The organism is Kitasatospora sp. NPDC114501, from assembly GCF_055633695.1.
Genome location: NZ_JBVKDS010000001.1, coordinates 254,778 through 275,367 on the forward strand (window position 1 = coordinate 254,778; position 20,590 = coordinate 275,367).

The following is a 20,590-nucleotide window of genomic DNA, read 5'->3' on the forward strand; positions in this document are numbered from 1 at the left end:
CGAATCCGGACGCCTACCTGCCCCACCTCGCCAGCGCCCTCAACAACCTCTCCAACCGGCTCGCCGACGCCGGTCGTCGGGAGGAGGGCCTGGCCGCGGTCCAGGAAGCCGTCACCATCCACCGGGCCCTGGCGGAGGCGAGCCCGGACGCCCACCTACCCCACCTCGCCAGCGCCCTCAACAACCTCTCCATCGACCTTCGCGCCGCTGGTCGGCGGGAGGAAAGCCTGGCCGCGGCCCAGGAAGCCGTCGGCCACTATCGCGCCCTCACAGAGGCGTACCCCAACGCCTTCGAACGAGAGCTACAGCAGTCCCTGAACGTGGCCGTCTGGCTCGAAGGGCTCGACCCGTAGGCGGGTGAGCCGACTACAGCCGCACGCTCCCGGCGGGGGACATCGACGCCGCACCGCGGCGTGGGCAGGATCAGCTCATGACTTTGGTGGATCTCGGCAGCGTTCTCGCCGCCGTGCTGGCCGTCCCGATTAGTGCCCTCGCGGCTTGGTGGACCAGGCGCTCCGGCGACCTGGCGGCGGACGCGACTCTGCGCGCGGGACGAGACCACGACCAGCGGGGAAGGGGGAAGCCGACGCTGTTGAACTGTGTCTCGCCGGAGCGCGGAGCTTCCGCTGTCGTGGACGTACGGGCGATGGCGTCGGTGTGCCGCCCGGGTGCTCGTGGGTCCGCGTCGGTGAGTCCGGCAGCGGTCTCGGTGGATGGCCGACGGCGGGTCAGGACTTGAGGGCGAGCACTTGGCCGGGGAACAGCAGGTCGGGGTCGCTGCCGACGGTGTCGCGGTTGAGGTCGTGGAGGGCGGGCCACCCGCCGGGGAAGCCGAGCTCTTGGGCGATGCCGCTGAGCGTGTCCCCCTCCTCCACCGTCCAGGTGTCCGAAGGGTTCGCGGCCGCCGGGACGGTGGCGTGCTGGCGGACCGGCACCGGGTGGTGGCCGTGCCTGTCGGCTCGTTGATGAGTGGTGGGCCGGTCGGCGCCCCGGGCCACCCGGGCGCCGCACGCCGGCCACGGTGCCAGGCTCCGCCGCTCGGCGAGGTGCTCGGCCACGGCGATCTGCTGTTCCCGCGTCGCCCGGTCCGCGCGCGGCGCGTAGGCGAGCCCGCCGTTGGCACGCCATGTCGCCGCGTCGAACTGCAGGCCCCCGTAGTAGCCGTTCCCCGTGTTGGCGCCCCACCGGCCGCCGCTTTCGCAGCGGGCCAGCGCGTCCCAGTCCGTACCCGTGCCCGTGCTCCCGCCCGCCGGCGCTCCGGCCGCGGGCGGCGCCCCCAGGGCGCCGAACACCGTGGCGAGGAGGAGGAGGGCGGGCAGGAGGACGGCGAACAGACGGCGCACGGACGCGGGCACGAAGGACATGGAAGCTCCACAGCTCGGGGACAAGGACCCGGACGCCGAAGCGCCGGTCCCCAATCCGTCCCACGTGAAGACTGCCTACCCGCTGGCCGGACCGTTCCTCCTCCGAGCGGCGGCCTGACACCACTCCAATGCCGACCAGCAGAGGGTGACTCGCCGGTGAGACGGATACGGCGGCGGCAATGCCAACTGGGGCAACCTCGACATTGCCTGCCCAGGGGGCACGAGATGGTATTCCGGAGTGCGGTGAGTTGATTGAGGATGACGCTGCCGCCTCGTCGGACCGATCGGGCCGGATGGCACGGGAACGGGACTGTGATCAGTGTCTGCAACTCACGAGCCGACGGTGTAGTCGAGCGCCATGCGAAGCCCTGCGGGCAGTCACGCGACGCGCTTCGCCGGTAGGCTGCCCGCCATGGGCACGTTCGGGGCAGTCAACGTGGTCGTCCATGAAGCGGAGAGTCAGCTCACGGACGGCACTTGGAAGCTCAGCCCGAGGGACTCGGAGCTCGCGGCGCGGACCGCCGAAGCCCTACAGGAGGCCGTCGGCCCCGCCGACGTGCAGCAGCGGTTGCCGCGAATCGATCGACTCGCCGCTCTGCGCGAAGCCGTCGCTACCCTCGCACTGACTGTCTCCCGCACCCACGGCCAGCTCGCCTGGTTCCTCGCCCGGTGTGCCAGCGTCCTCACCCCGGTCCTGCGCTGGCGCGCCCTCGACGCACCGGAAGGCCGGACCTTCGGCGCCGTCCTGCCCAGCCTCGATGAACTCGCCGACGCCGAAGCCGCCGTCCGCCGCCTCACAGCCATGCTCGCTCGCATGAGCCAGACCGCCTGACGCGGCTCCGACGCGATACTGCCCGGTGGGATTCGGCGTCTAACTCATGGCCGACCGCGAGGGAGTCGATCCGTGCGCCTTCACCGGCGAGCAGGTGAAGGCGTCCGTCCGTAGGCCCCGTAGTCCCTGAGAATATCTGGAATGGGCGGGTCCGGAACTTCGGACGTGAGGAGAACATGTTCGGAGACGGATGCGGTGTGTCGCCTTCTGAACTGTTCAGGCGAACCCCGGTTCGAAGATCCTGGTTCGCTCAAGCGGAAATTGCGAGGTTCGGCTTCAAACCCCTTGCGGGGCAGAACTGCCGGTAGGTTGAGTCCATGCCGGTCAACCCGGCTCAACCCCGGGCGCGGTAACGCCCCACCGCGCCCGGGGGTCGAACACGAAACCGACCAAGTACAAAGAGATGAAGGCATGCTCGACCGATTCCGCGGAGCGCGGCAGCGGATTCTCCCGCGCTCCGATTCCGCACAAGCTAGCAGCGATTTCCCTCCCGATTGGGCATTGTGCTCGTTCGGAGTAATCGACGTCGTCGGACGTTTAAGTGGCCTACTCGCGGTCCCGCTCATCATGTGGGTCGCGTTGGGCGACGGCCCCATCGCCGCTTCCCGGGCAGCGATGCTCATGTGCCTGCTCCACTTCACCAGGGAGATCGTTGTCCGCGTTCGGCGAGTGCGTGTGGTCTGACCGCTGAGGGGCGGTTCTCCCCGGCCGGGGAGAACCGCCCCGTCCTTTGTGTGGATCGGGTCTATCAACGGCAGGAGGAGGCATGCGCTGGTACTCGCGAGGTCGGCCCCCAGGAGGGCTTTTGGAAGCGGCGACGAGGAGCAGGAGTTCCCAGGCGCGCAGTGGCTTCGAGGGCTTCGTCGAGCTGTACCGGGAGCAATACGGCATGTACGCGCGGGCGCGACTGCGGGATGCAGGGCCCGCGGCCGAGGTGGTTGCGTGGACCTTCGGCTACGTCGAGGCCGGCTGGGAGACGGTGCTGGGGTGCCCCGAACCGACCGCGGTGTGCTGGGCCCTGCTGCGGGGCGCCGTCTCGCAGCGCACCGAGGGTAGCCGTCCTGCAGCGGACTGGCTGCACGAGGTGCTTCCAGCGATTGCTGCCGACGTGGTTCTCCTGCGCTACCGGCTGGGGCTCGATCTTCCAGTTGCTGCCCGGCTGATGGGGGTCAGCGAAGGGGTCGTGGAAGTGGAACTGCGTGCTGCACTTCGAATCCTCGCGCGCTCATGACACTCAATGTCGAGCCTCCACTTGCTCGTTGAACACCCGTCTGGCGAAGCGGGGTGGCGCGCGACCTGCGTAAATACGCCCCCGTCCGCCGGGGCGCGCTACTCGGTGCTTCGGCCACCCGCCCGGCGTCGTGGTGAATCCGTCTGCCCGCCCCTACGATTGGTCCCCAACTGCCCGGGGAGCACCCTGGGTTGATCCGGCCACGGAAGGGGCGCCGTGGGCACCGAGAGTGGGCGCGAGCATGCCATCAACACCTCCATCCCGAGCGCAGCGCGCATGTACGACTGGCTGCTCGGCGGCGAGCTGAATTTCGAAGCGGATCGGAAGGCCTGCCAAGACCTCCTAAAGATCGCTCCGAGCAGTCGCGAACTAGCCTTGAACAACCGGTGGTTCTTAGAGAGAGTCGTACGCTTCCTCGCGCACGAACGCGGGATCACCCAGTTCCTCGATCACGGATCGGGCCTGCCGACCAGGCCCAACGTGCACCAGGTGGCCCAGGAAGTATGCGCGGATGCGCGGGTCGCCTACATAGACATCGACCCGATCGTGATCGCGCACGGTCGCACTTCGCTGGACGTGAACAGCGGCACCAGGTTCATCGAAGCGAGCATGACCGACACCGAGCGGATCGTCGAGCAGGCCTCCAGAGGCGGGTTCATCGACTTCGCCCGGCCTGTGGCTGCCTTGTGGGTATCCGTGATCCACTGTCTGAAGGACGCGGAAGAACCCGAGGCGATGATCCGGCGCATGCAGCAGCACCTTGCTCCCGGAAGCTATCTGGTGATTTGCCAGCTGGTGAGCGACGACGAGCGGGTCCGGCGCGAGGCCACCGACCTGATGGACCGCGGCACGGGCGGCCACTGGGGGCGCGTGCGGGAGAAGCACGATGTTCGCCGCTACTTCAGCGGCCTGGCCGTCCTCCATCCCTACCTGGTGGACGTCACTGACTGGCGGCCGAACTCCGATCTGCGCAGGCCGCAGGCGACACACGAGTGGGTCGAGTTCGGCGGAGTCGCCCGTATCCCATGAGGCAGAGAAGGCCCGTCAGCGGAGGAACCGCTGCCGGGCCGTCTTCAGTATCTCCAGGCTCTCGTCACGGTCGGCGGCCTGCCCAAGGAGCATCGTCAGGGTAGTGCTGTGACGGTCGAACGACGGCGCGCCCTTCTCGTCCGGCTCGATGCCCTTGACGAAGTACTTGCCGGTGTCGCCGACCTCCAGGTAGATCACGGAGGGCAGGCCGGTGGTCTCCCTGCCGAAGTCGAGAAGCGTCATGGAGCACACTCCCGACAGGACCTGCCTGCCGTCCAGGGGGACGATGCGGATCTGGATCGCCGGCTCGCCAGCGACGTCGATCAGGTAGTCGATCTGCTCGACCATGGTGTCCCGGCTGCCGATGCGACGGAGCAGCATGCTCTCGTCGAAGAGGAAGATGCACTCCGGAGGGTCGGGGAGGACCTTGACCTGTCGGTAGAGGCGCAGTTTCACCCGCTCCTCGACTTCCTCGGCGCCGAGTGGCGGCTGGCTGCTGGCCATGACCGCCCGCATGTAGGCCTCGGTCTGTAGCAGTCCGGAGATGAGGTCTGCCTCGTACGTCCACAGCCTGACGGCCGCGGGCTCCAGGCCGACCAGTTGTTCCATGAAGGGAGGGGCGACGAGACCCGCCTGCTGCCACGCCGGCGGGTTGTTGGCCTGCTTGGCGAGCGTCACCAGCCAGGCCTTCTGCGCAGGGGGCAGGCCGTAGAAGTCGGCGAGGATTTCCGCATCCCGGGCTTGTGCGCTCGCGGTTCCGAGTTCGATCTTGCAAAGCTTCGAGGGCGACATGTTGCTGCCGGCGGCGACGACGGACTGCTTCATCTTGCGGCTCAGCCGCAGTGATCGGAGCGCGGCTCGGAAGAGTACGGCCGCCGCTGTGGGGTTCTTCTCCGGGTTGGCGTCCGGGCGGCCTGCCGGGACACCATCCTCAAATGCCTCGGAAGCGTCAAAAACGGACACGCGGGCCCCAGTGTGAGAGAGACCGGATGGTAAACGGTCTCATGGTCTCACAAATTCGGGTCCGCGCGTCCGCCGCTTGTATTCCCGCAGGGATTCTAGCTGGTGACCATGTGGTCGTATTCGCCTGCCTTGACACCTACCAGGTGCGCGGCCCACTCGGCCTTCGTGAACAACAGTGCGGGACCATCCTTGTCGCGCGAGTTCCGAATGGCCACCTCCCCCTGAGCGGGTGCGACCTCCACGCACTGGCCGTTCGGGGAGCTTGCACTGCTCTTGACCCAGACCGCGTCGATCGACCCGGCCGGCATCCCGTTCCAGTGTTCCGCCACAGCGATCATCCCCTCTCGTGTTCGAAATTCTGGATGCCCCGAAAAATATGACCGGACACGCAGTCGTGCAGGTGGCCGAGTCGGGAAATTTCTTGAGGAAATTTCCTCGGGGTCGAGAATGAAGAGTAGTCCTCGATATTCGAACGGAGGGCCCGCCAAATGGGTGACGAAAATATTGTGCTGATATCACTGCTACCAGGGTGTCATGGAGGTGCGAGGGCTTGGCGCCCTTCCCCTTGACCCTGGACATCCTGAACCGGAGGGGCGGGCTGACGCCGTTGCGCCCGGCCGGGGGGCCGGCAAGCGCGAGCGCGGGCAGCGAGCTCGGCCGATGGAAGGGTGGACGTGCTCGTGGCGACGGCGGTTCGTGGCCCGGTTCTTCGACCCGGGCGATCGCTGAGCCTGGGTGATGACCCGTACCTCGACGGCCGGGGCTGCGGCGGCGGGCGGAAGCACGGTGGAGCTCACCGACTCGCCGCGACGGATGCAGGGGAGCGGCTGCCTCGGCGTCGGCCAGGAGCAAGGCTCCGGGAGCGGCCGGACGGAGGTCGGTCCGCTTCCGTTGACGTGACGTCAGTCACGCATGACGATCCCACCTCCTTGGCGTCCGTCAACGGGGAAGGAAGGCAAGCAAGGGCCCGCTCGCCGGGCTCGGCGCGGCGCTGCGGGAAACGCGCTCGGTGGGCGGATCAGCAGGGTCACTCTTTGGTGGATCATGGGTGGTGGTGCGGGGGCGTGCCACGAAGGACCTGTGCCCATGCCCCGCCCCACCCGGGCCCAGCGCGCCGCGATTGCCCAGCGGCGGGCCGACGCCGTCGAACTGCGTCTCGCTGGCGCTGACCCGCTGACCGTCGGCCGCAAGCTCGCCGCGGACCCGGCTGTCAACTCGGACCGGATCGCCTACCCGTTCGGGTACGGCCACGAGCTGTACTTCAAGCGGCGGCCCGGTCCGGACGACGAGACGCTGGTGCGCTCGGTCAACCGCGACGTCACCGAGGCCCTCGACCACCGGCTCGCCGCCGCGCAGGCCGATGTCGAGGCGCTGCGCGCACTGGAGGACGCCCGCCTCGACCGGCTTTACCTCGTTGCCTACCGGCGCGCGGTACGCGACGGAGAACTCCAGGCGATCGACCGGGCGCTGCGGATCATGGAGCGCCGGGCCCGGCTCCTCGGCCTGGATCAGCCGGCGCGCACTGAGATCACCGGGCACGACGGCGGGCCGATCGAGGTTGCGGCTGACGCGACCAGCGACGAGCTGACCGCGCTGATCGCCCTGACCGACCCGGCCGCCGCCCGGGACGAGGAGTGAGCCGGACCGACGACCTGGTCGAGCAGTACCGGGTCCTGCCCGCCAAAAGGCGCCGGGCCATCGCCGCGCAGGCCTCACCGGCGTTGCGCACCCGGCTCGCGGCGGTGGAACGCGACATCGCGCTGCGCCACTCGCCGGGCTCGCTCGCCGCAGTCCTGACCGAGGGCCGGGAGATGCAGGCCCGGCACCTGGACCTGATCGACGATGCCTTCCGGCGCATCGTCGCAGGAGAAACGATTCGCCTTTTGCTGACGATGCCGCCGCGGCACGGCAAGAGCCGGCGGGCCGCCAGGTGGGCGCCGCTGTGGTACCTGCTCCAGCGCCCGGACCACCGGGTCATGATCGCGTCGTACTCGGCCGACCTTGCGGACGACCACGGCAGGTGGATCAGGGACGCTATCACCACCTGGGGCGAGCAGCTCGGCGTCACCCTGCACCCGGGCAGCAAGGCCGCGAACCGGTTCGACATCGCGGGCCGGGAGGGCGGCCTGTTCGCGGCCGGTGTGGGCGGCGGCCTGACCGGCAAAGGTGCGAACCTGGCGATCATCGACGACCCGATCAAGGACGCCGCAGACGCCCAATCGCCCACGATGCGACGACGGTTGTGGGAGTGGTGGCAGGCCGTTCTGCTGACCCGCGTCGAACCGGGCGGCAGCGTGATCGTCATCCAAACCCGCTGGGACGAGGATGATCTCGCGGGGCGGATTCTCGCCGGTGAGACGGCGTCCGACTGGACGATCATCGACCTGCCGGCCATCGCGGACAGCCCCGACGACGCGCTCGGCCGGAAGGCCGGCGAACCGCTGTGGCCCGCCCGGTACGGGAAGAAGGCGCTCGCCGGGATCCGTCGTGCCGTCGGCGAGCGGGTGTGGGCGAGCCTGTTCCAGCAGAGGCCCCGCCCTGTCGAAGGTGGGGTGTGGCGGCGGGCGTGGATCGACACCGCCCGGATCACGGCCGTCGAGTTCTCCGGTGTCGAACTGGCCCGGGTGGTCGTCGTCGTCGACCCGTCCGGCGGCGAGAGCTCCGTCAACGACGAGACCGGAATCGTCGGCCTCGGCCTCGATTACCAGGACCACCTGTACGTCGTCGCGGACGAGTCCGGCACCCTCGGCGCGAACGATTGGGGCCTCACCGCCTGCCGGCTCGCGCTGCGGCTGCGCGCCGACGCGATCGTGGTCGAGGCGAACTACGGTGGCAACATGGCCGCCCAGATCGTCTCGCAGGCGTGGGACCAGCTCGCCCGCGAAGGGGAGACTCGCGGTCAGCTGATGCCGTTGATCGTCGAGGTCAACGCCAAGGTCGGCAAGAGGTTGCGCGCCGAGCCGGTGGCGCAGCTGTATGAGCAGGGCCGAGTGCACCACGTGGGGTACTACCCGGAGCTGGAAGGCCAGATGGTGACCTGGGTCGCCGGGATGGACAGCCCCGACCGAATGGATGCCGCCGTGCACGGGATGACCGAGCTGGCCGGTGCCGGGCAACTCGACGTGCTCGTGCAGGCGATGGACGACAACCGGCTGGGCGGCCGCCGGTGATCGCATACGGCCAGGCTCCGCCTGCCGGGGCTGCCGGCGCGGCGGAAGGCTGTCGACGTAACTCCGACGGGATCCCGAGCTGCTGTTTGAGATCTGCCCTGTTCCGCTCGTCAGTCATGGATCGCTTCAGTTCAGCCGATGTACCGGCTTCTCTTGGTCGCGAGACGTGCCCTCGATCTTTCCCGACCAGAGAGGGTTCCGCGTCATTCGGCTGTATGGGCCGGGAGGGCAGATCCTTGGCTCTCTTACAGCCAATGAGGCCGTGGAGCTCGTGGTCTCGCACCTTCCTGCGGACTGCGGTCCCGCCATTGACGGAACACCCGATGTCGTCGAACCGCTCAGCTGAGTCAGACAACTTATCGGGATGCGGGGCCTACGAGCGGGCGCTGGCCTGGGCGGGTGGGTGAGGCGGCAGTCCGTGGGCGCGAGGACGCGGGGAGGCTCGCGGCCTGGTGGACCGGGGGGTCGACCGCATTGGCGAGAACGACCGGGCTACCGGCGCCTGGGTGGACGGTGCGGCCCGGCTCGCACGCGCCGCCCAGGTCGACGCCGTGGTGAAGCGCGAGGGCCAGATGATCCCCGGTGGTAACCGGACCGAGGTGATGGTCTTGCATCCCGGCATCGCGCCGGCCCAGACGAACCGCGCGAGCGCGGCCACAATGCCCGCGACGCCGTGGGCGCTCGCTGGGGCACTCATGTGTGAGGCGCGGCATCCGCTGCTTCGTCAGTCACGGACGACAGCACGGCAGACATTAACTCGTTACGAAAGTCTGCGAATTACGGGCGAGTGCTTGGGTTGGCGCCAGGGCATCATGAAGGCGGACGCTAATCGACCTGCGCGTAGAGGTGGCTATGCGGAGCAGCCGAGCAGCACTTCAGCGACTAAGTGGACTCTTGCTCATCTTGAGCTGGGTCGCTTTTGCCCTCGTAGCCGTATTCATCGCGGTGATCATCGTCTTCGCCTTCGTCCGCGGGCCTGCTCCCGGCCATTCGAACAATCCAGTTAGGTACGACCCGCCCGTCTACCAGCCTCCTCAGCCTCCTCCTCCGGCTCCCTACCCGGGGTGGCCGGGTCTACCTCCTGGGATCCCCAGATAGCACACCAGACGGGTCTGTGAGACCGTGTTTGAGATCTCAAGCAAGCCACTGGCCTACTGAATAAAGTCCTGCCAGAAGGGGACGTTCGGTCGCGGGTTCCAGGTCTCGGGGTGCTCGTACCCCTCTTCGAACTCGGCGCTGATGTACTCGGCAAGGTCTTCGCCGTAGTAGATGATGTCCGTGCCCCAGATCGAGAGGACTGGGTGCCCGTAGGTTCCGCTGCCTGCGGGAAGGAACCGGTGGGCGTACAGCGGCACCAGTTGGGGCACCGCTGTCAGGTGCGTCTGTGCTGCAGCCTGGGCGTCTTCTGGTTCAGCTGGGCGTTTGCCCCACGATGTGTGCCAGTAGCCGTGCTCCACGGCCTGCAGTACTCCCTCGATCGGCCATGCGAGGTGGGACCGGAGTTCGTCGGGGTTGCCGTTGCGCCAGTCGGGCCAGGGCTTGTCCCAGGTGGCGCCTTCTTCGGGTGGCGAACAGACGGGCAGGCCGGCCGCCAGAAAGGCGCGGTGGTCATCGGAGAACTGGATGTCGTACTCCGACTCGATGCGCTCGAACTCGGCCTCGCTGAGGCCGGGTTCCATGGTGCAGCAGTCGGCCTGCCACAGGCGGCGGGCGGCTTCGGCCCCGAGACGGGCTCCCTCGATGTCGATCACGGCGGAACAGTAGCCCTTGCCGGAACGGACGATCAGCTGGGGGTAATCGGACTGCAGTGGACAAGCAGGCGCGGACCGGGGCGGGTTGCCGCCCGGCCTCGGTGAGTCGGCGGACCATGATGCCGATCATCGCCCAGCGGATCATGGTCTCGGAGTGGGCCGGGCTGGTCTCGTAGTCCCGGGCGAGGCGGCGGTGGGCGGTGAGCCAGGGGAAGGTGCGCTCTACCGCCCACCGCTTGGGCTGGACCTGGAATCCGCGCTGGTCGGGTTCCTTGTGGACGATCTCCAGGTCGCGGCCGAGGATCGTGGCCGCCCAGTCGACCAGGCGGCCGGCGACGCCCGGTCGGCCCAGACCTTCCGGATGCTGGGGTGGTCGAGCCTGGTCCACAGCAGAGGCCGTTTCGCGCCGTCGCGGTCCTGGATGCTCGCCGCGACGACGTGGACGGCGAGTAGCAGGCCGAGGGTGTCGGTGACGATGAACCTCTTGCGGCCTTTGATCTTCTTGCCGGCGTCGAAGCCCCGGGTGGCAGCGGGCACAGTGTCGGCGGTGCGGACGGACTGCGAGTCGATCAGCCCGGCGCTCGGTTCCGCGTCACGGCCGTTGGCTTCACGCACCTTGCCGCGCAGGGCGTCGTGGATGCGTTCTACGGTGCCGTCGTCGTGCCACCAGGTGAAGTACCAGTACACGGTCGGCCAGGGCGGGAAGTCCTTCGGCAGCTGCCGCCAGGCGCACCCGGTCCGCACCACGTAGAAGATCGCGTCCACGATCCGCCGCCGCGGATGCTTCTCCCGCCGACCCCCCTTCGGCCCCACCCTCGCCGGCGGGAGCAACGGCTCCACCAGCGCCCACTGCTCGTCCGTCAGGTCCGACGGATACCCACCCCCAACATCGCTCACAGTGAGCTCAACGAACGCCTCAGCAGCGGGAAGATCTCAAACGCGGTCTGAGGGCGTTTGATCTCGCGGGTTCCGTGATGTCCGGTTCAGGTGCCTCGCCAAGTTGGCGTTGATTCGTTGGTGAGGCGGCGGGTCATGTTGTCGATCACCGTGAGGTGAATCTCCGCTTCGGAGCGGGCGGGTAGGGCTTCGGAGTCGCGGACCGGGCGGCGGTGGTTCCTAGCCTCCGGCGGGCTAGGCTGATCTGCGGCGTGGGGTCTGGTTGCCTGGGAGGGCAGCATTCGTGGGCCTGCGTGAGTTGATCATCGACGTGTGGTCGTGGCTGGACTACAAGCCGGTCATGGCCACCGCTCCGCGCCGCGGGGTCGGGCCGTTCGGCGAGCTGGCCTCCGGCTGGATACCACCCGAGGACCTGCGTCGACTCCAGACGTACAAGATCCTTGCGGCCTACGACCACAACCAGGCCGGGCAGCTGGCGGCGGCGGCCGGGGACGAGAAGGCCCTCGACCGGCGGGAGCTGGGTGACCCGGCGAAGGTGGTCGCGGCTGCGCTCGGTTATCTGCTGGGGCCGTCGCAGTCCATCGTCGTGCCGGGCGCCGAAGGCGATGGCGACGGCGTGCAGTCGACGCCGCAGGCCGTGCTCGCCCGCGAGGTGCAGGACCGGCTGCGGGAGTGGGCGCGGCGGGAGCTGCTGCCGATGCGGATGCAGCAGTGCGAGCGGTCCGCGGTGCGTTACGGCGACGGTGTTTACACTCTGGCTTGGGACGCGGTGGCAGGGCGGCCGCAGCTGCGCACGATGGACCCGGGCTGGTTCTTTCCGGTGTGGACCGACGAGGAGGCCGACGGCGGCCAGTTCCCCACCACGGTGCACTTCGCGTGGGAGCTGCCCGAGGATCCGACCACCGGCCAGAAGGCGCGGATCCGCCGGATCACCTACGAGTTGGGGCCGATTGCCGGCGCTACCCGCTCGGTGGTCCCCGAGAAGGGCGGGCCGCACCGGGAGTGGCTGACGAGCCAGGGCGGGCAGACCTTTCTGCTACCCGGGGACCGAGCGGACGGCGCCGACGGGACGGTGTTCCGCACCTACCCGTGGGCGCCGGACCGGGCGTCGACCGTGACGTGCTACCTGACCGACGCCGAGTGGCTCCTCGAAGACCTCAAGGCGAGGCACACCGTCTACAACTTGCCCGCCGACAAGGCCCGGTACCGGGTGCGCGGGGATGGCGAAGTCCTCCAGGCACTGGATCTACAAATCGACTTTGTACCGGTCGTGCACGTCACGAACTCCATCGTCGAGGTCGGGGAGCACTGGGGGCAGCCGGTGACCTCCCGGGTGATGCAGGCTCTCGACGACCTCTCCGCGACGGACACGGACTCCTCGGCGACCTCCGGTACGACCGGGACCCCGATCGTCGCGCTGTCGGGTGTGCGGCTGCCGAAGGGCCACCGCACCGGCGCTCCGCTGCCGCTGAAGGTCGAGGCGGGCACCGTGTGGTCGCTGGGCGAGGGCGGCTCGATGAGCGCCCTCGACACGTCCCCGCAGCTGCGGGAGCTGCGGGAGCGCACCAACCACCTCCTTGACCGAGTTGCCGCGAACTCCCGGCTGACCGCCGCTGGCCTCGGCCTGGTGAAGCCGTCGGAGGTGCCGTCGGGCTACGCCCTGGCCCTGTCGCTGGGCCCGCTGGGCGCCCTGGTGGGGGAGATGCGCCTCGCCCGCGCCCACAAGTACCAGCTGCTGCTGAAGATGGCCGCGCGGCTCTTCCAGGCCGGTCAGGTCGGCTGGCCCACCGGGGAGCTGCCGGCCGCCCAGATCGTGTGGGGCCCGCACCTACCCACCGACAAGGCAGAGGCCCTGGACCTCGCGGTCAAGGGCTACGAGGCCGGGCTGTTCAGCCTGGAGACCTGCGTGCGAATGCTGTCCGACGCCGGGTTCCCGATCACCGACATCGCCGACGAGGTCCGCCGCATCCAGGCCCGAGCCTTCGACGCTGCTGCCCGCCTGGCCGATGCCACCGGTGACATCGGGGCCGTCCGCGACTTCCTCGGCTTGCCCGCCGAAGGCCCCGCGGTGCCCGCTGCGCCCATCGGAAGGGGCCCTGGGCACAAGATCCCCCAGGAGGCGGCCTGAACGCTCCTGAGGGGTTGTCCGGGCCCCCTGCGGCGTCAGCCGTGGGGGGTTGGGGGGTAGGAGGGAGGGAGGTAAGGAGAAAGGAAGGAAGGGGTTCCCCGGGGGGAACCCAGCGGGTTTCCCTCAGGGAACCTGTTGGGTTGCCGTGGGGGAACCCAATGGGCCGCTGGTGCATGGGTTCCCGTGGGGGAACCCGCAGTGGCGGGGGTGGGGCTGGCTGTTCTCTGATATAACTTGGTTGTATAACCTCGTTATGTTGATCATGGGGAGTGTCGATGAACCATCGCGAGACCAGCGGTGACGGCGAGCAGATCGACCGGGAAGAGCGCAGCCGCAGGGCCCGGGCGATCATCAATGACCCCGAGACCGCGCGGATGATGACACGCGCGCATCTCGCAGGACTGACGATGAAGATGGCCGACGGCGAGAGGGCCAGGCGGGAACGAGGTCGGGTCATCCGGTCGACCTATGCCGAAGGCGGATGGACACAGGAGGAGCTCGCCGATGCTGCCGAGATCAGCCAGGCCGCCGTTTCAAAGATCATCAGTGCCGACGGCAGGGAGTTCGAGGAACCTCAGGGGGTCGGCACGGCCTGACCCGGGCACTGGCCCGCCGTCTACCGCCGGGGTCGGAAACGCACCTGGTTAGACTGAACACCGGCGCGGGGGCGCTCTGCCGGAGGAACCCGATGACTGCACCCCTGTCCCAGGCGACCCCGCCCGCCGGAGACCCAGCCGTAGTGCAGCCCCCAGCTGGCACTGACCCGGGTAGCACGCTCATCACCCAGGACATCCTGTCGAAGCTCCTTGCCCGGGAGAAGTCCCAGGGCGAACGTGCCGCTCTGCGAAAGCTCGTCACCGACCTCGGCTTCCCGGACATCGCCGGACTCCAGACGTGGGTCGAGGCGCAGCGCGCCGCCGAGCAGGCGGCCCTCGGGGAGGTCGAGCGCCGTGAGCAGGCCGCCGCGCAGCGGGAACAGGCGGCCCTTCAGCGCGAGCAGCAGGCCCTCGACCGACTCCACCAGGCCGTACGGCACTCCGCCCTGAGCCGCTTGGGCGCGACCGGCCAGAACCTCGACGATGCGATCCGTCTCCTCGACGTTGCCGCCGACGCCGACGAGCACGCCGTCGCCGACGCGGCGAAGCTGCTGGCCGACCGCCGCCCGGAGCTGTTCGGCCCAGCCTCACCCACCACCGCTCCGCCCGCGCCGACCGGGTCGCCCGCCGGCGGGCCGCCGCCGCGCGGCCAGGCCCCCGCAGCCAGCTCCTTCGGCCTGGACATGGCCAAGCGCCGCGGCTACCTCACGGCCTGACGAATCGGCCGCACCCCCTCGTCTGACCCGGCAGTGAACCGGGACCAGGGGACCACGCCCCGCACCACCGACGTGGACGGCACCACCAGCAGGTGAGTGCGTGACCGCCAGTTCCCGCGAAGGCGATCACCTCCCTTGACCACCCAGCCGATCACCACCTCGGCGACGTACACCGCCGGACGCCCCTGGCTCGCGTCCACCCACGGCACCGACCAGACCGAGACGGTCACCGTCGACGCGTCCAAGCTCGTCGCCACCACCCACTACGTTGCGTCCACCGACTCCACCCAGCCCTACAGCCGCCTGCAGTCCGGCCTGCCCCTCGGCAAGATCACCGCGTCCGGCCTGTACGGGCCGTACGACCCGGCCGCCACCGACGGCCGCCAGGTCCTGGCCGGCCTGGTCTTCGACGAGGCCCTGTTCGCGCCGGGCCAAACGCGGATCCCGTGCGCCCTGCTGTGGCACGGCGTTGCCCGCGCCTCCAAGATCCCCGGCGGGATCGACACCACCAAGATCACGGCGGCGCCTGGCGGCGCCCTGATCCGGTTCGTGTAGGGGGCCTGAGCGATGACGATTCAGGACCTCGTCAAGGGTGTGTCCGCGGCCGACCTCACCACCTTCGCCCGCGCCATCCCCTCCCCGTCCGACTTCCTGCTGACCAGCGTGGTCTTCCCGACCTTGGTCACCAACGAGGTCAAGTGGCGGATCAAGAGCAACGGCCGCCGGGTCAACACCGCCAAGTACCGCGCCTACGACTCCAGCGTGGCCTTCGCCGACCGCACCGCGTGGGAGACCACGCGCGAAGGACTGCTTCCCGCCCTGGGCCAGAAGTTGACCGTGGGTGAGCAGCAGCAGATCCTCCTGGAGCAGTCCCACGGCGCCGACCAGGACCGGCTGCTGGAGCTGCTGTTCGACGACGCCGAACGGCACATCGAGGCGATCCGCTCCCGGCTCGAACTCGCCGCCGGCGACGTGCTGACCGACGGCAAGTTCACCCTCGACAACGAAGCCGGTCTCACCATCGAGATCGACTTCGGCGTGCCCGCCGGCAACATGCCAGTGGCGCCGAAGCCCTGGAGCGACCCGGCTTCGGACCCGCTCGCCGACGAACTCGGCTGGCTGTCCTACCTGGACGATCTCGGCGCGCCTGAGCCGGAGATGGTCCTCACCTCCAAGAAGGTGTTCTCCCAGCTCGCCCGCAACAACGCCTACCGGGCCGCGTACTACCGCAGCGTCAACCCGTCCAGCACGCCGACCCGCACCCTGACCGTGTCCGAGGTCAACGCGGTGCGCAACGACTACGGCCTGCCGCCGGTCACCCTCTACAAGGCGCAGGTCAACGTCGACGGGACCGCCACCAAGGTGCTGCCCGACGACCGGTGGATCATGCTGCCGCCGGACCGCGCGAAGTGGGGCCAGACCCTCTACGGCGTCACCGCTGAGGCCCTGGTCCTCGCGCGCGGAACGAACCCCGAGATCGTCCGTGAGGATGCGCCGGGCATCATCCTCACCCGCGGCGTCACCGACGACCCGGTCTCCATCTGGACCAAGGGGGCGGCCGTCGCGATGCCGGTCCTCCACACCCCGGACTGCCACGTCGTGGCCAAGGTCCTGTGATGCGGCCTCTCGCCTACGCGGTCCACCTCCAACACCCCGGCACCGGAGAACACGTCGTCCGGCTACCCGGCCACATCCCGCCCCCGGAACTGGCCAAGCTCATCACCAACCCGGACGCCTGGCATCCCTCCGATCACCCGGACGACCAGCACGCCCCGGGCCCGGAGGCCGACGGCAGCCAGCCGCCGGCCAGAACCCCGCGGACCCGCAAGGCCCGCACCGACACCGACTAGCCACCACCTCACCGACAGGACCGGCACCCCCGCCACGCGCCCGGGTGCCGGTCCCGCCACACCCGACGATCGGACCCCCACCGTGGACCCCGCCGTCCTCGCCTGGCTGCACGCCCAACTCGGCACCACCAACACCGACGACCTCACCGCCCGGTACAACCGCCTCGGCAGCGCCCGCGTCGTCGCCGCCGAGGTCCTGGCCGAACGCCGAGCCGCGCTGCTCGCCGACCCGCTACGCCTCGTCGTGGACGGCGTCGTCACCGTCGACCGCACCGCGAACCTCACCGGCATCGAACGCCAACTCGCGCAGCTCCAGAACGTCCTGGGCCCGGACGAGACCGCGCCCGGAGAGGACGCCGCAGCGCACCTCGACACCGCCACCCTCGTGCCCGCACGCCGCACCCGGTGAACCACGCCGACCCGAACGCCGACGGCCCCGAGCACGAGGACGAGGACGGCGTTTCCGCCGAACTCGCGGCCGCCTGGGAGTACCTGGCCGGCGCCCAGGCCGCCGTCCTCGCCGCGTTCTCCCGGGGCCGCCGCACCGCCCAACTGGCCGCCGTGATTGCCGACTTCGCCGACGCGGTCCGCATATTCCACCACACGGTGGACCGGGTGATCCGCGACTACGCGCACCACGAGGTCCCCCGGCTCTACGAACAGGCCGCCCGGGACGCCGCCGTGAGCCTCGGCCGCACTTTAGCCTGGACCCCGGCCCACCAAGGCGCCGTGGGGGAGCTAACCGCCGACACCTACGGCGAACTGCTGCACCGCTCGCAGGAGGCCGTCCGGACGGCGGGTGCCTTCTACCGGTCGGCCCGGGCCGCCGCCCGCCACGACCTGCCGCTCCTCGCCGTCGACCGCGCCGGGTCTTCGGCCGCGGCCCGGACCCTCGCCGAACGGCTCGCTGCGGCCTACCGCCTCGACCACGTCGTCTACCGCAACGGCGCCCGCATGCCCGTGCGGGCCTGGGCCGAAGCCGCCGTCCTCGCCCGTTCCGCCGTTGCCTATAACGCCGGCACCCTCAACGCCGCCCGTGAGTACGGCATCCAGCACGTCCACGTCCTCGACGGGTACGACTGCGGCTGGACCAGCCACGCCGACCCGGACAAGGCCACGCAGACCCCGCGAGCAGTCGAGGACGCCGCCGAGTGGCCGATCTCCCACCCCCGGTGCAGCCGCCGATTCGGGCTCACAGCCGAGCAGTGACACGCGGCGCTCACGGCTGGCCGTGGGCGCCATGGTTGCGCTGCGCAGCCGTACCCCGCAGGCGGCGACGGTCTTCCGCGCGCACCTCGACCGGGTCGCTCGCCGGGCCCTGCCCGATCTGCGCAACCCCAGCACGACGCACGACCTGCACCTCCTACCCGAGTACCACCGCCTTGTCGCCTCCGGGGAGAAGACCGTCGAAGTCCGTACCGCCAGCCCCACCAAGGCCACGATCAGGGCCGGCGACCGCATCACCTTCCGTACCGACGACGCCAGCCCGGTTACCTGCGCCGTCGTCCGCGTTGACCGCTACCCGAGCTTCGCCGCCCTCCTCGACCACGAAGATCCCATCGCGATCAACCCGACCACCGACCGTAACGGCATCCTCGCGGTCCTGCTGGGTATCTACTCGGCGGAGAAGGAACAGCGCGGTGTGCTCGCCATCGAGATCGCACGGCAGGCTTTCGACTGCTCGGCCTGGTAGCGCATCACGCAGTGATGACCAGCTGTCGGATCAGAGGATGTTCCAGCGGAGCTCGTCGTCGCTGGAGCGTAGACCTTGTATCCGGCGACACACCTCGGCGAGCGTCGCGCTGCCGACGGACGCCCGTTTGGCGTTGGTCGTGATCATTCGCAGCTCGCGGAGTCCGGATAGTGCGGAGTAGCCCTGCCACGATGTCACATCGAATCCGTAGGCGTCGGCGAAGTCGCGGTAGTGGGAGCGGCCGTAGCCGAATCGGCGGCAGTGGATCTCGACTGTGACCAGATCGAGTTCGGGCTGCCCGAAGCAGGCGGTGTCCCAGTCGCACAGGACCGCAGCGTCTCCGCAGTGCAGGGCGTTCCGGTGCTGGGGGTCGCCCTGCAATAGCCCAGCCGGCAGGACGTACTCCACCTGGGCGAGGTCCGCTTCCAGTTCGTCCAACCTGTCCGCCAGGAAGACGAGATACTCCGGCGGCAGCGCGCTGATCGCCGCGATCGACTGCCTGATGGCCGCGGCGGTGTCGACGGGGCGGACATCGAAGGAAGGCATCGGAAGTCCGTGAAGGAGACGCAGTGGAGCGGCAAGGTGCGCGGCCGGAACTGTTCGGTGCTGGGGGAGGTGCTGCCAGAACGTCACGGCATGACCGGAGACAACGACCGGCTGCGGAACCCGCAGCAATTCGACGGTCGGGAAGTTCATACTGGTAAGCCACCGAACGAGCTGGACCGTGCGGCGGACGCTCTCCAAAGGTGTGCCCGCCCTCGCGATCTTGGCGACAGCCCCGGCGGCCGGCAGCAGGTAGACGGCGTTAGTGTGGCCGCGCAGCATCTCGGCGCCGGTCGGGTCAAGCCCGGCCTGGTCGCATGCGGCGTTGAGGACCGTGACAACTTCGGATTCGGCGAAGCCGCCGATTCGGACAATCGGAGCACTCATGCCTGCCAGGCTGCCGGGCAGAGCAACTGTCTGTCACGTCCGGCCGAGTGGGAGAGCAAGAAGTTCGCCGAGTTCTCGGGCCGCACGGGGCCGCACCGCGCTTGGCGTTATCTTGATGATGTCTGCCGCACGGGCGCCCAGGATCTGAGTGCGGTGGTCCTCAGGCACTGCCAAGTAGGTGTCCCTCGCCAGCTGGCAGGCCTCGGATACGCTTCGCCGGCGAACAAGACACATGGCCTGCTCCAGACGCAGCAGCGCCGGGTCGATGCCAGTGTGGTCGGGGTACAGGCTCAGCGCCTCCTCCTGAGCCCGGCCGGCGTGCACCGTGTCTCCGAGCGCGGTGTAGGCGCCGGACAGGTACAGCTGGAGCCGGCGGTAGGGAAATGCCCAGGCGTCGTCTTCAGGGGCCGTTTGCTGGGCGCGCTCGAACATTGCGCGGGCCTGCGCGATGGCAGCGCGGGCACCTTCGGCATCGCCCCGGCGTGCTCTGACTCGCGCATCGGCTGCAGCAGCGAACGCCCCCGTTGCAGACGGCCGCCCACGGTTGAGGAGTACGGCCTCATGAGTCAGTGCTGCCGCTTCGGTAAGCGGTCCGTAATAGAAGGGCAGCATCGCGGCTTGCACTCTCACCCTTGTGCGCAGTTCGCGGTTGCCGCTGTCATCCGCTGCCGACTTCGCGGTTCCATACCAATCCTGGGCCTGCTCCCGCCGGCCCAGCTTCATCAGTGCGTCTGCGGTCAAAGTGGACAGCACGGCGATCATCTCGGACAGGCGGACCTGAACGAGCGCCGGTTGACGCTCCTCGGAGTACTGCCGGACCTCGTCCAGGGCGGCCAGCAACCGGGCCAGCATCGTCATGGGGGGATCGAAGACATAGTCCCGTCTCAGGGCGAAGAGTTTTCCGTCCAGCGACTCCAGTTCACCGGTGGTGAGCGTTGTGCTGGCCAGAGTGCGTTCGATGGCGCGCCGGTGGGAACGGGCCGCAGCATCGAGCGGATCACCAGCGTCAAGGGGCGAAGACGTGACTGGACGCCTGGGCGCCAGAAGGCCGGGCGGAGTGGGAGGGGTAAATGGGGGCACCGACAGGTGTGCACCTGTCCGGTAGCCGCCGGTGAACCCAAGTCCTTCTGCGTCAGTCTGGTAGAGGCGGCACAGCAGGTCGATGGTCTGCGCGCGCGGCATCCGGGCGTTCCGCTCCCATGCGCCCAACTGCTCGGGATCCAAATTCGGGCGGTCGAGCGTCAGCCTGTCGCACAGGGCGACCAGCTCGTCGACGGCCTGCTTGCGCGTCCACCCACGGGCGAGCCGGTGACCGCGAAGGGGTGTCACCCCGCAGCAGTTAACGATCACGGCCACCGTCTCCTCGATCGTCCGGCCGGCCGCAGTGGCGGTGGCCCTAGTACGCGCTGCGCAGGACGGTCTGTGGCTCACAGTCCACCT

Annotated in this window: 22 protein-coding genes and 2 pseudogenes; 16 read left to right on the forward strand and 8 right to left on the reverse strand. The window is 69.2% G+C overall.

Annotation, left to right across the window (positions count from 1 at the left end; genetic code table 11):
• Positions 1 to 353: tetratricopeptide repeat protein (locus ACZ7RU_RS01115; protein ID WP_470338859.1), on the forward strand; the 353-nt coding region annotated here is incomplete at its 5' end.
• A 375-nt stretch (positions 354 to 728) separates the two neighbouring features.
• On the opposite strand, the gene ACZ7RU_RS01120 is transcribed toward ACZ7RU_RS01115, so the two are convergent.
• On the reverse strand, positions 729 to 1,364 hold the full coding sequence (locus ACZ7RU_RS01120) for a transglycosylase family protein (RefSeq protein ID WP_470338860.1): 636 nt from the start codon (positions 1,362 to 1,364) through the stop codon (positions 729 to 731).
• A gap of 412 nt (positions 1,365 to 1,776) precedes the next feature.
• On the opposite strand from ACZ7RU_RS01120, the gene ACZ7RU_RS01125 reads away from it, so the two are divergent.
• The 3 genes from ACZ7RU_RS01125 to ACZ7RU_RS01135 all read left to right on the forward strand — a co-directional run bounded on the left by ACZ7RU_RS01125 (position 1,777) and on the right by ACZ7RU_RS01135 (position 4,456).
• A complete protein-coding gene (locus ACZ7RU_RS01125; protein WP_470338861.1) occupies positions 1,777 to 2,196 on the forward strand; it encodes a hypothetical protein in 420 nt (139 codons plus the stop codon).
• 805 nt (positions 2,197 to 3,001) lie between these two features.
• The gene (locus tag ACZ7RU_RS01130) at positions 3,002 to 3,427 is read left to right on the forward strand and encodes a sigma factor-like helix-turn-helix DNA-binding protein (RefSeq protein ID WP_470338862.1); all 426 of its coding nucleotides are present in this window, start codon (positions 3,002 to 3,004) and stop codon (positions 3,425 to 3,427) included.
• A 216-nt stretch (positions 3,428 to 3,643) separates the two neighbouring features.
• A complete protein-coding gene (locus ACZ7RU_RS01135) occupies positions 3,644 to 4,456 on the forward strand; it encodes an SAM-dependent methyltransferase (protein WP_470338863.1) in 813 nt (270 codons plus the stop codon).
• 15 nt (positions 4,457 to 4,471) lie between these two features.
• Here the strand turns inward: ACZ7RU_RS01135 and ACZ7RU_RS01140 are convergent, their stop codons facing one another.
• Together ACZ7RU_RS01140 and ACZ7RU_RS01145 are read right to left on the reverse strand one after the other, a co-directional pair.
• Entirely contained in the window at positions 4,472 to 5,419 is a 948-nt protein-coding gene (locus ACZ7RU_RS01140; protein ID WP_470338864.1) for a helix-turn-helix domain-containing protein, read from the reverse strand.
• A 95-nt stretch (positions 5,420 to 5,514) separates the two neighbouring features.
• The gene (locus ACZ7RU_RS01145; protein ID WP_470338865.1) at positions 5,515 to 5,757 is read right to left on the reverse strand and encodes a DUF397 domain-containing protein; all 243 of its coding nucleotides are present in this window, start codon (positions 5,755 to 5,757) and stop codon (positions 5,515 to 5,517) included.
• Positions 5,758 to 6,505: 748 nt separating this feature from the next.
• Here ACZ7RU_RS01145 and ACZ7RU_RS01150 point away from each other — a divergent pair.
• From ACZ7RU_RS01150 to ACZ7RU_RS01160, 3 genes are all read left to right on the forward strand, one after another.
• Positions 6,506 to 7,057, forward strand: a complete 552-nt coding sequence (locus ACZ7RU_RS01150; protein ID WP_470338866.1) for a hypothetical protein — start codon at positions 6,506 to 6,508, stop codon at positions 7,055 to 7,057.
• Complete coding sequence (locus tag ACZ7RU_RS01155) at positions 7,054 to 8,589, forward strand: terminase large subunit domain-containing protein (RefSeq protein ID WP_470338867.1); 1,536 nt, start codon at positions 7,054 to 7,056, stop codon at positions 8,587 to 8,589. The genes ACZ7RU_RS01150 and ACZ7RU_RS01155 overlap by 4 nt, the downstream gene beginning before the upstream one ends.
• Before the next feature lie 91 nt (positions 8,590 to 8,680).
• On the forward strand, positions 8,681 to 8,935 hold the full coding sequence (locus tag ACZ7RU_RS01160; protein ID WP_470339298.1) for a DUF6193 family natural product biosynthesis protein: 255 nt from the start codon (positions 8,681 to 8,683) through the stop codon (positions 8,933 to 8,935).
• An 805-nt stretch (positions 8,936 to 9,740) separates the two neighbouring features.
• On the opposite strand, the gene ACZ7RU_RS01165 is transcribed toward ACZ7RU_RS01160, so the two are convergent.
• From ACZ7RU_RS01165 to ACZ7RU_RS01175, 3 genes and pseudogenes are all read right to left on the reverse strand, one after another.
• Positions 9,741 to 10,340, reverse strand: coding sequence for a hypothetical protein (locus ACZ7RU_RS01165; protein WP_470338868.1), 600 nt, complete (start codon positions 10,338 to 10,340; stop codon positions 9,741 to 9,743).
• 103 nt (positions 10,341 to 10,443) lie between these two features.
• A pseudogene (locus ACZ7RU_RS01170) lies at positions 10,444 to 11,237 on the reverse strand (IS5 family transposase); the annotation flags it as partial.
• Between the two features lie 86 nt (positions 11,238 to 11,323).
• Positions 11,324 to 11,455 (reverse strand): annotated as a pseudogene (locus ACZ7RU_RS01175) (IS5 family transposase); the annotation flags it as partial.
• 65 nt (positions 11,456 to 11,520) lie between these two features.
• On the opposite strand from ACZ7RU_RS01175, the gene ACZ7RU_RS01180 reads away from it, so the two are divergent.
• From ACZ7RU_RS01180 to ACZ7RU_RS01220, 9 genes are all read left to right on the forward strand, one after another.
• Complete coding sequence (locus ACZ7RU_RS01180) at positions 11,521 to 13,365, forward strand: hypothetical protein (RefSeq protein ID WP_470338869.1); 1,845 nt, start codon at positions 11,521 to 11,523, stop codon at positions 13,363 to 13,365.
• A 275-nt stretch (positions 13,366 to 13,640) separates the two neighbouring features.
• Positions 13,641 to 13,961, forward strand: coding sequence for a helix-turn-helix domain-containing protein (locus ACZ7RU_RS01185; RefSeq protein WP_470338870.1), 321 nt, complete (start codon positions 13,641 to 13,643; stop codon positions 13,959 to 13,961).
• A 92-nt stretch (positions 13,962 to 14,053) separates the two neighbouring features.
• Positions 14,054 to 14,677 (forward strand): hypothetical protein, encoded by a 624-nt coding sequence (locus tag ACZ7RU_RS01190; RefSeq protein WP_470338871.1) that lies wholly within the window; start codon positions 14,054 to 14,056, stop codon positions 14,675 to 14,677.
• Positions 14,678 to 14,812: 135 nt separating this feature from the next.
• Positions 14,813 to 15,232 carry a head decoration protein gene (locus ACZ7RU_RS01195; protein WP_470338872.1) on the forward strand — a complete coding sequence of 140 codons (420 nt, stop codon included), beginning with the start codon at positions 14,813 to 14,815 and terminating at the stop codon, positions 15,230 to 15,232.
• A 12-nt stretch (positions 15,233 to 15,244) separates the two neighbouring features.
• Positions 15,245 to 16,294 (forward strand): major capsid protein, encoded by a 1,050-nt coding sequence (locus ACZ7RU_RS01200; RefSeq protein ID WP_470338873.1) that lies wholly within the window; start codon positions 15,245 to 15,247, stop codon positions 16,292 to 16,294.
• Positions 16,294 to 16,527: a hypothetical protein gene (locus ACZ7RU_RS01205; RefSeq protein ID WP_470338874.1), complete on the forward strand. Its 234-nt coding sequence runs from the start codon at positions 16,294 to 16,296 to the stop codon at positions 16,525 to 16,527. The genes ACZ7RU_RS01200 and ACZ7RU_RS01205 overlap by 1 nt, the downstream gene beginning before the upstream one ends.
• Before the next feature lie 82 nt (positions 16,528 to 16,609).
• Positions 16,610 to 16,936 (forward strand): hypothetical protein, encoded by a 327-nt coding sequence (locus tag ACZ7RU_RS01210; protein WP_470338875.1) that lies wholly within the window; start codon positions 16,610 to 16,612, stop codon positions 16,934 to 16,936.
• Entirely contained in the window at positions 16,933 to 17,736 is an 804-nt protein-coding gene (locus ACZ7RU_RS01215) for a hypothetical protein (RefSeq protein WP_470338876.1), read from the forward strand. The genes ACZ7RU_RS01210 and ACZ7RU_RS01215 overlap by 4 nt, the downstream gene beginning before the upstream one ends.
• 31 nt (positions 17,737 to 17,767) lie before the next feature.
• A complete protein-coding gene (locus ACZ7RU_RS01220) occupies positions 17,768 to 18,220 on the forward strand; it encodes an ASCH domain-containing protein (RefSeq protein WP_470338877.1) in 453 nt (150 codons plus the stop codon).
• Positions 18,221 to 18,250: 30 nt separating this feature from the next.
• Here the strand turns inward: ACZ7RU_RS01220 and ACZ7RU_RS01225 are convergent, their stop codons facing one another.
• Complete coding sequence (locus ACZ7RU_RS01225) at positions 18,251 to 19,150, reverse strand: phosphotransferase family protein (protein ID WP_470338878.1); 900 nt, start codon at positions 19,148 to 19,150, stop codon at positions 18,251 to 18,253.
• A 33-nt stretch (positions 19,151 to 19,183) separates the two neighbouring features.
• The gene (locus ACZ7RU_RS01230; protein WP_470338879.1) at positions 19,184 to 20,506 is read right to left on the reverse strand and encodes a helix-turn-helix domain-containing protein; all 1,323 of its coding nucleotides are present in this window, start codon (positions 20,504 to 20,506) and stop codon (positions 19,184 to 19,186) included.
• Between the last annotated feature and the right edge of the window lie 84 nt (positions 20,507 to 20,590).

Excerpts from the sequence above, each read along its gene's own strand:
- ACZ7RU_RS01150 (WP_470338866.1), top strand. The coding sequence starts at position 6,506 with ATGCCCCGCCCCACCCGGGCCCAGCGCGCCGCGATTGCCCAGCGGCGG.
- ACZ7RU_RS01185 (WP_470338870.1), top strand. The coding sequence starts at position 13,641 with ATGAACCATCGCGAGACCAGCGGTGACGGCGAGCAGATCGACCGGGAA.
- ACZ7RU_RS01225 (WP_470338878.1), bottom strand. The coding sequence starts at position 19,150 with ATGAGTGCTCCGATTGTCCGAATCGGCGGCTTCGCCGAATCCGAAGTT.
- ACZ7RU_RS01190 (WP_470338871.1), top strand. The coding sequence starts at position 14,054 with ATGACTGCACCCCTGTCCCAGGCGACCCCGCCCGCCGGAGACCCAGCC.
- ACZ7RU_RS01120 (WP_470338860.1), bottom strand. The coding sequence starts at position 1,364 with ATGTCCTTCGTGCCCGCGTCCGTGCGCCGTCTGTTCGCCGTCCTCCTG.
- ACZ7RU_RS01125 (WP_470338861.1), top strand. The coding sequence starts at position 1,777 with ATGGGCACGTTCGGGGCAGTCAACGTGGTCGTCCATGAAGCGGAGAGT.
- ACZ7RU_RS01205 (WP_470338874.1), top strand. The coding sequence starts at position 16,294 with ATGCGGCCTCTCGCCTACGCGGTCCACCTCCAACACCCCGGCACCGGA.
- ACZ7RU_RS01200 (WP_470338873.1), top strand. The coding sequence starts at position 15,245 with ATGACGATTCAGGACCTCGTCAAGGGTGTGTCCGCGGCCGACCTCACC.
- ACZ7RU_RS01220 (WP_470338877.1), top strand. The coding sequence starts at position 17,768 with ATGGTTGCGCTGCGCAGCCGTACCCCGCAGGCGGCGACGGTCTTCCGC.
- ACZ7RU_RS01145 (WP_470338865.1), bottom strand. The coding sequence starts at position 5,757 with ATGATCGCTGTGGCGGAACACTGGAACGGGATGCCGGCCGGGTCGATC.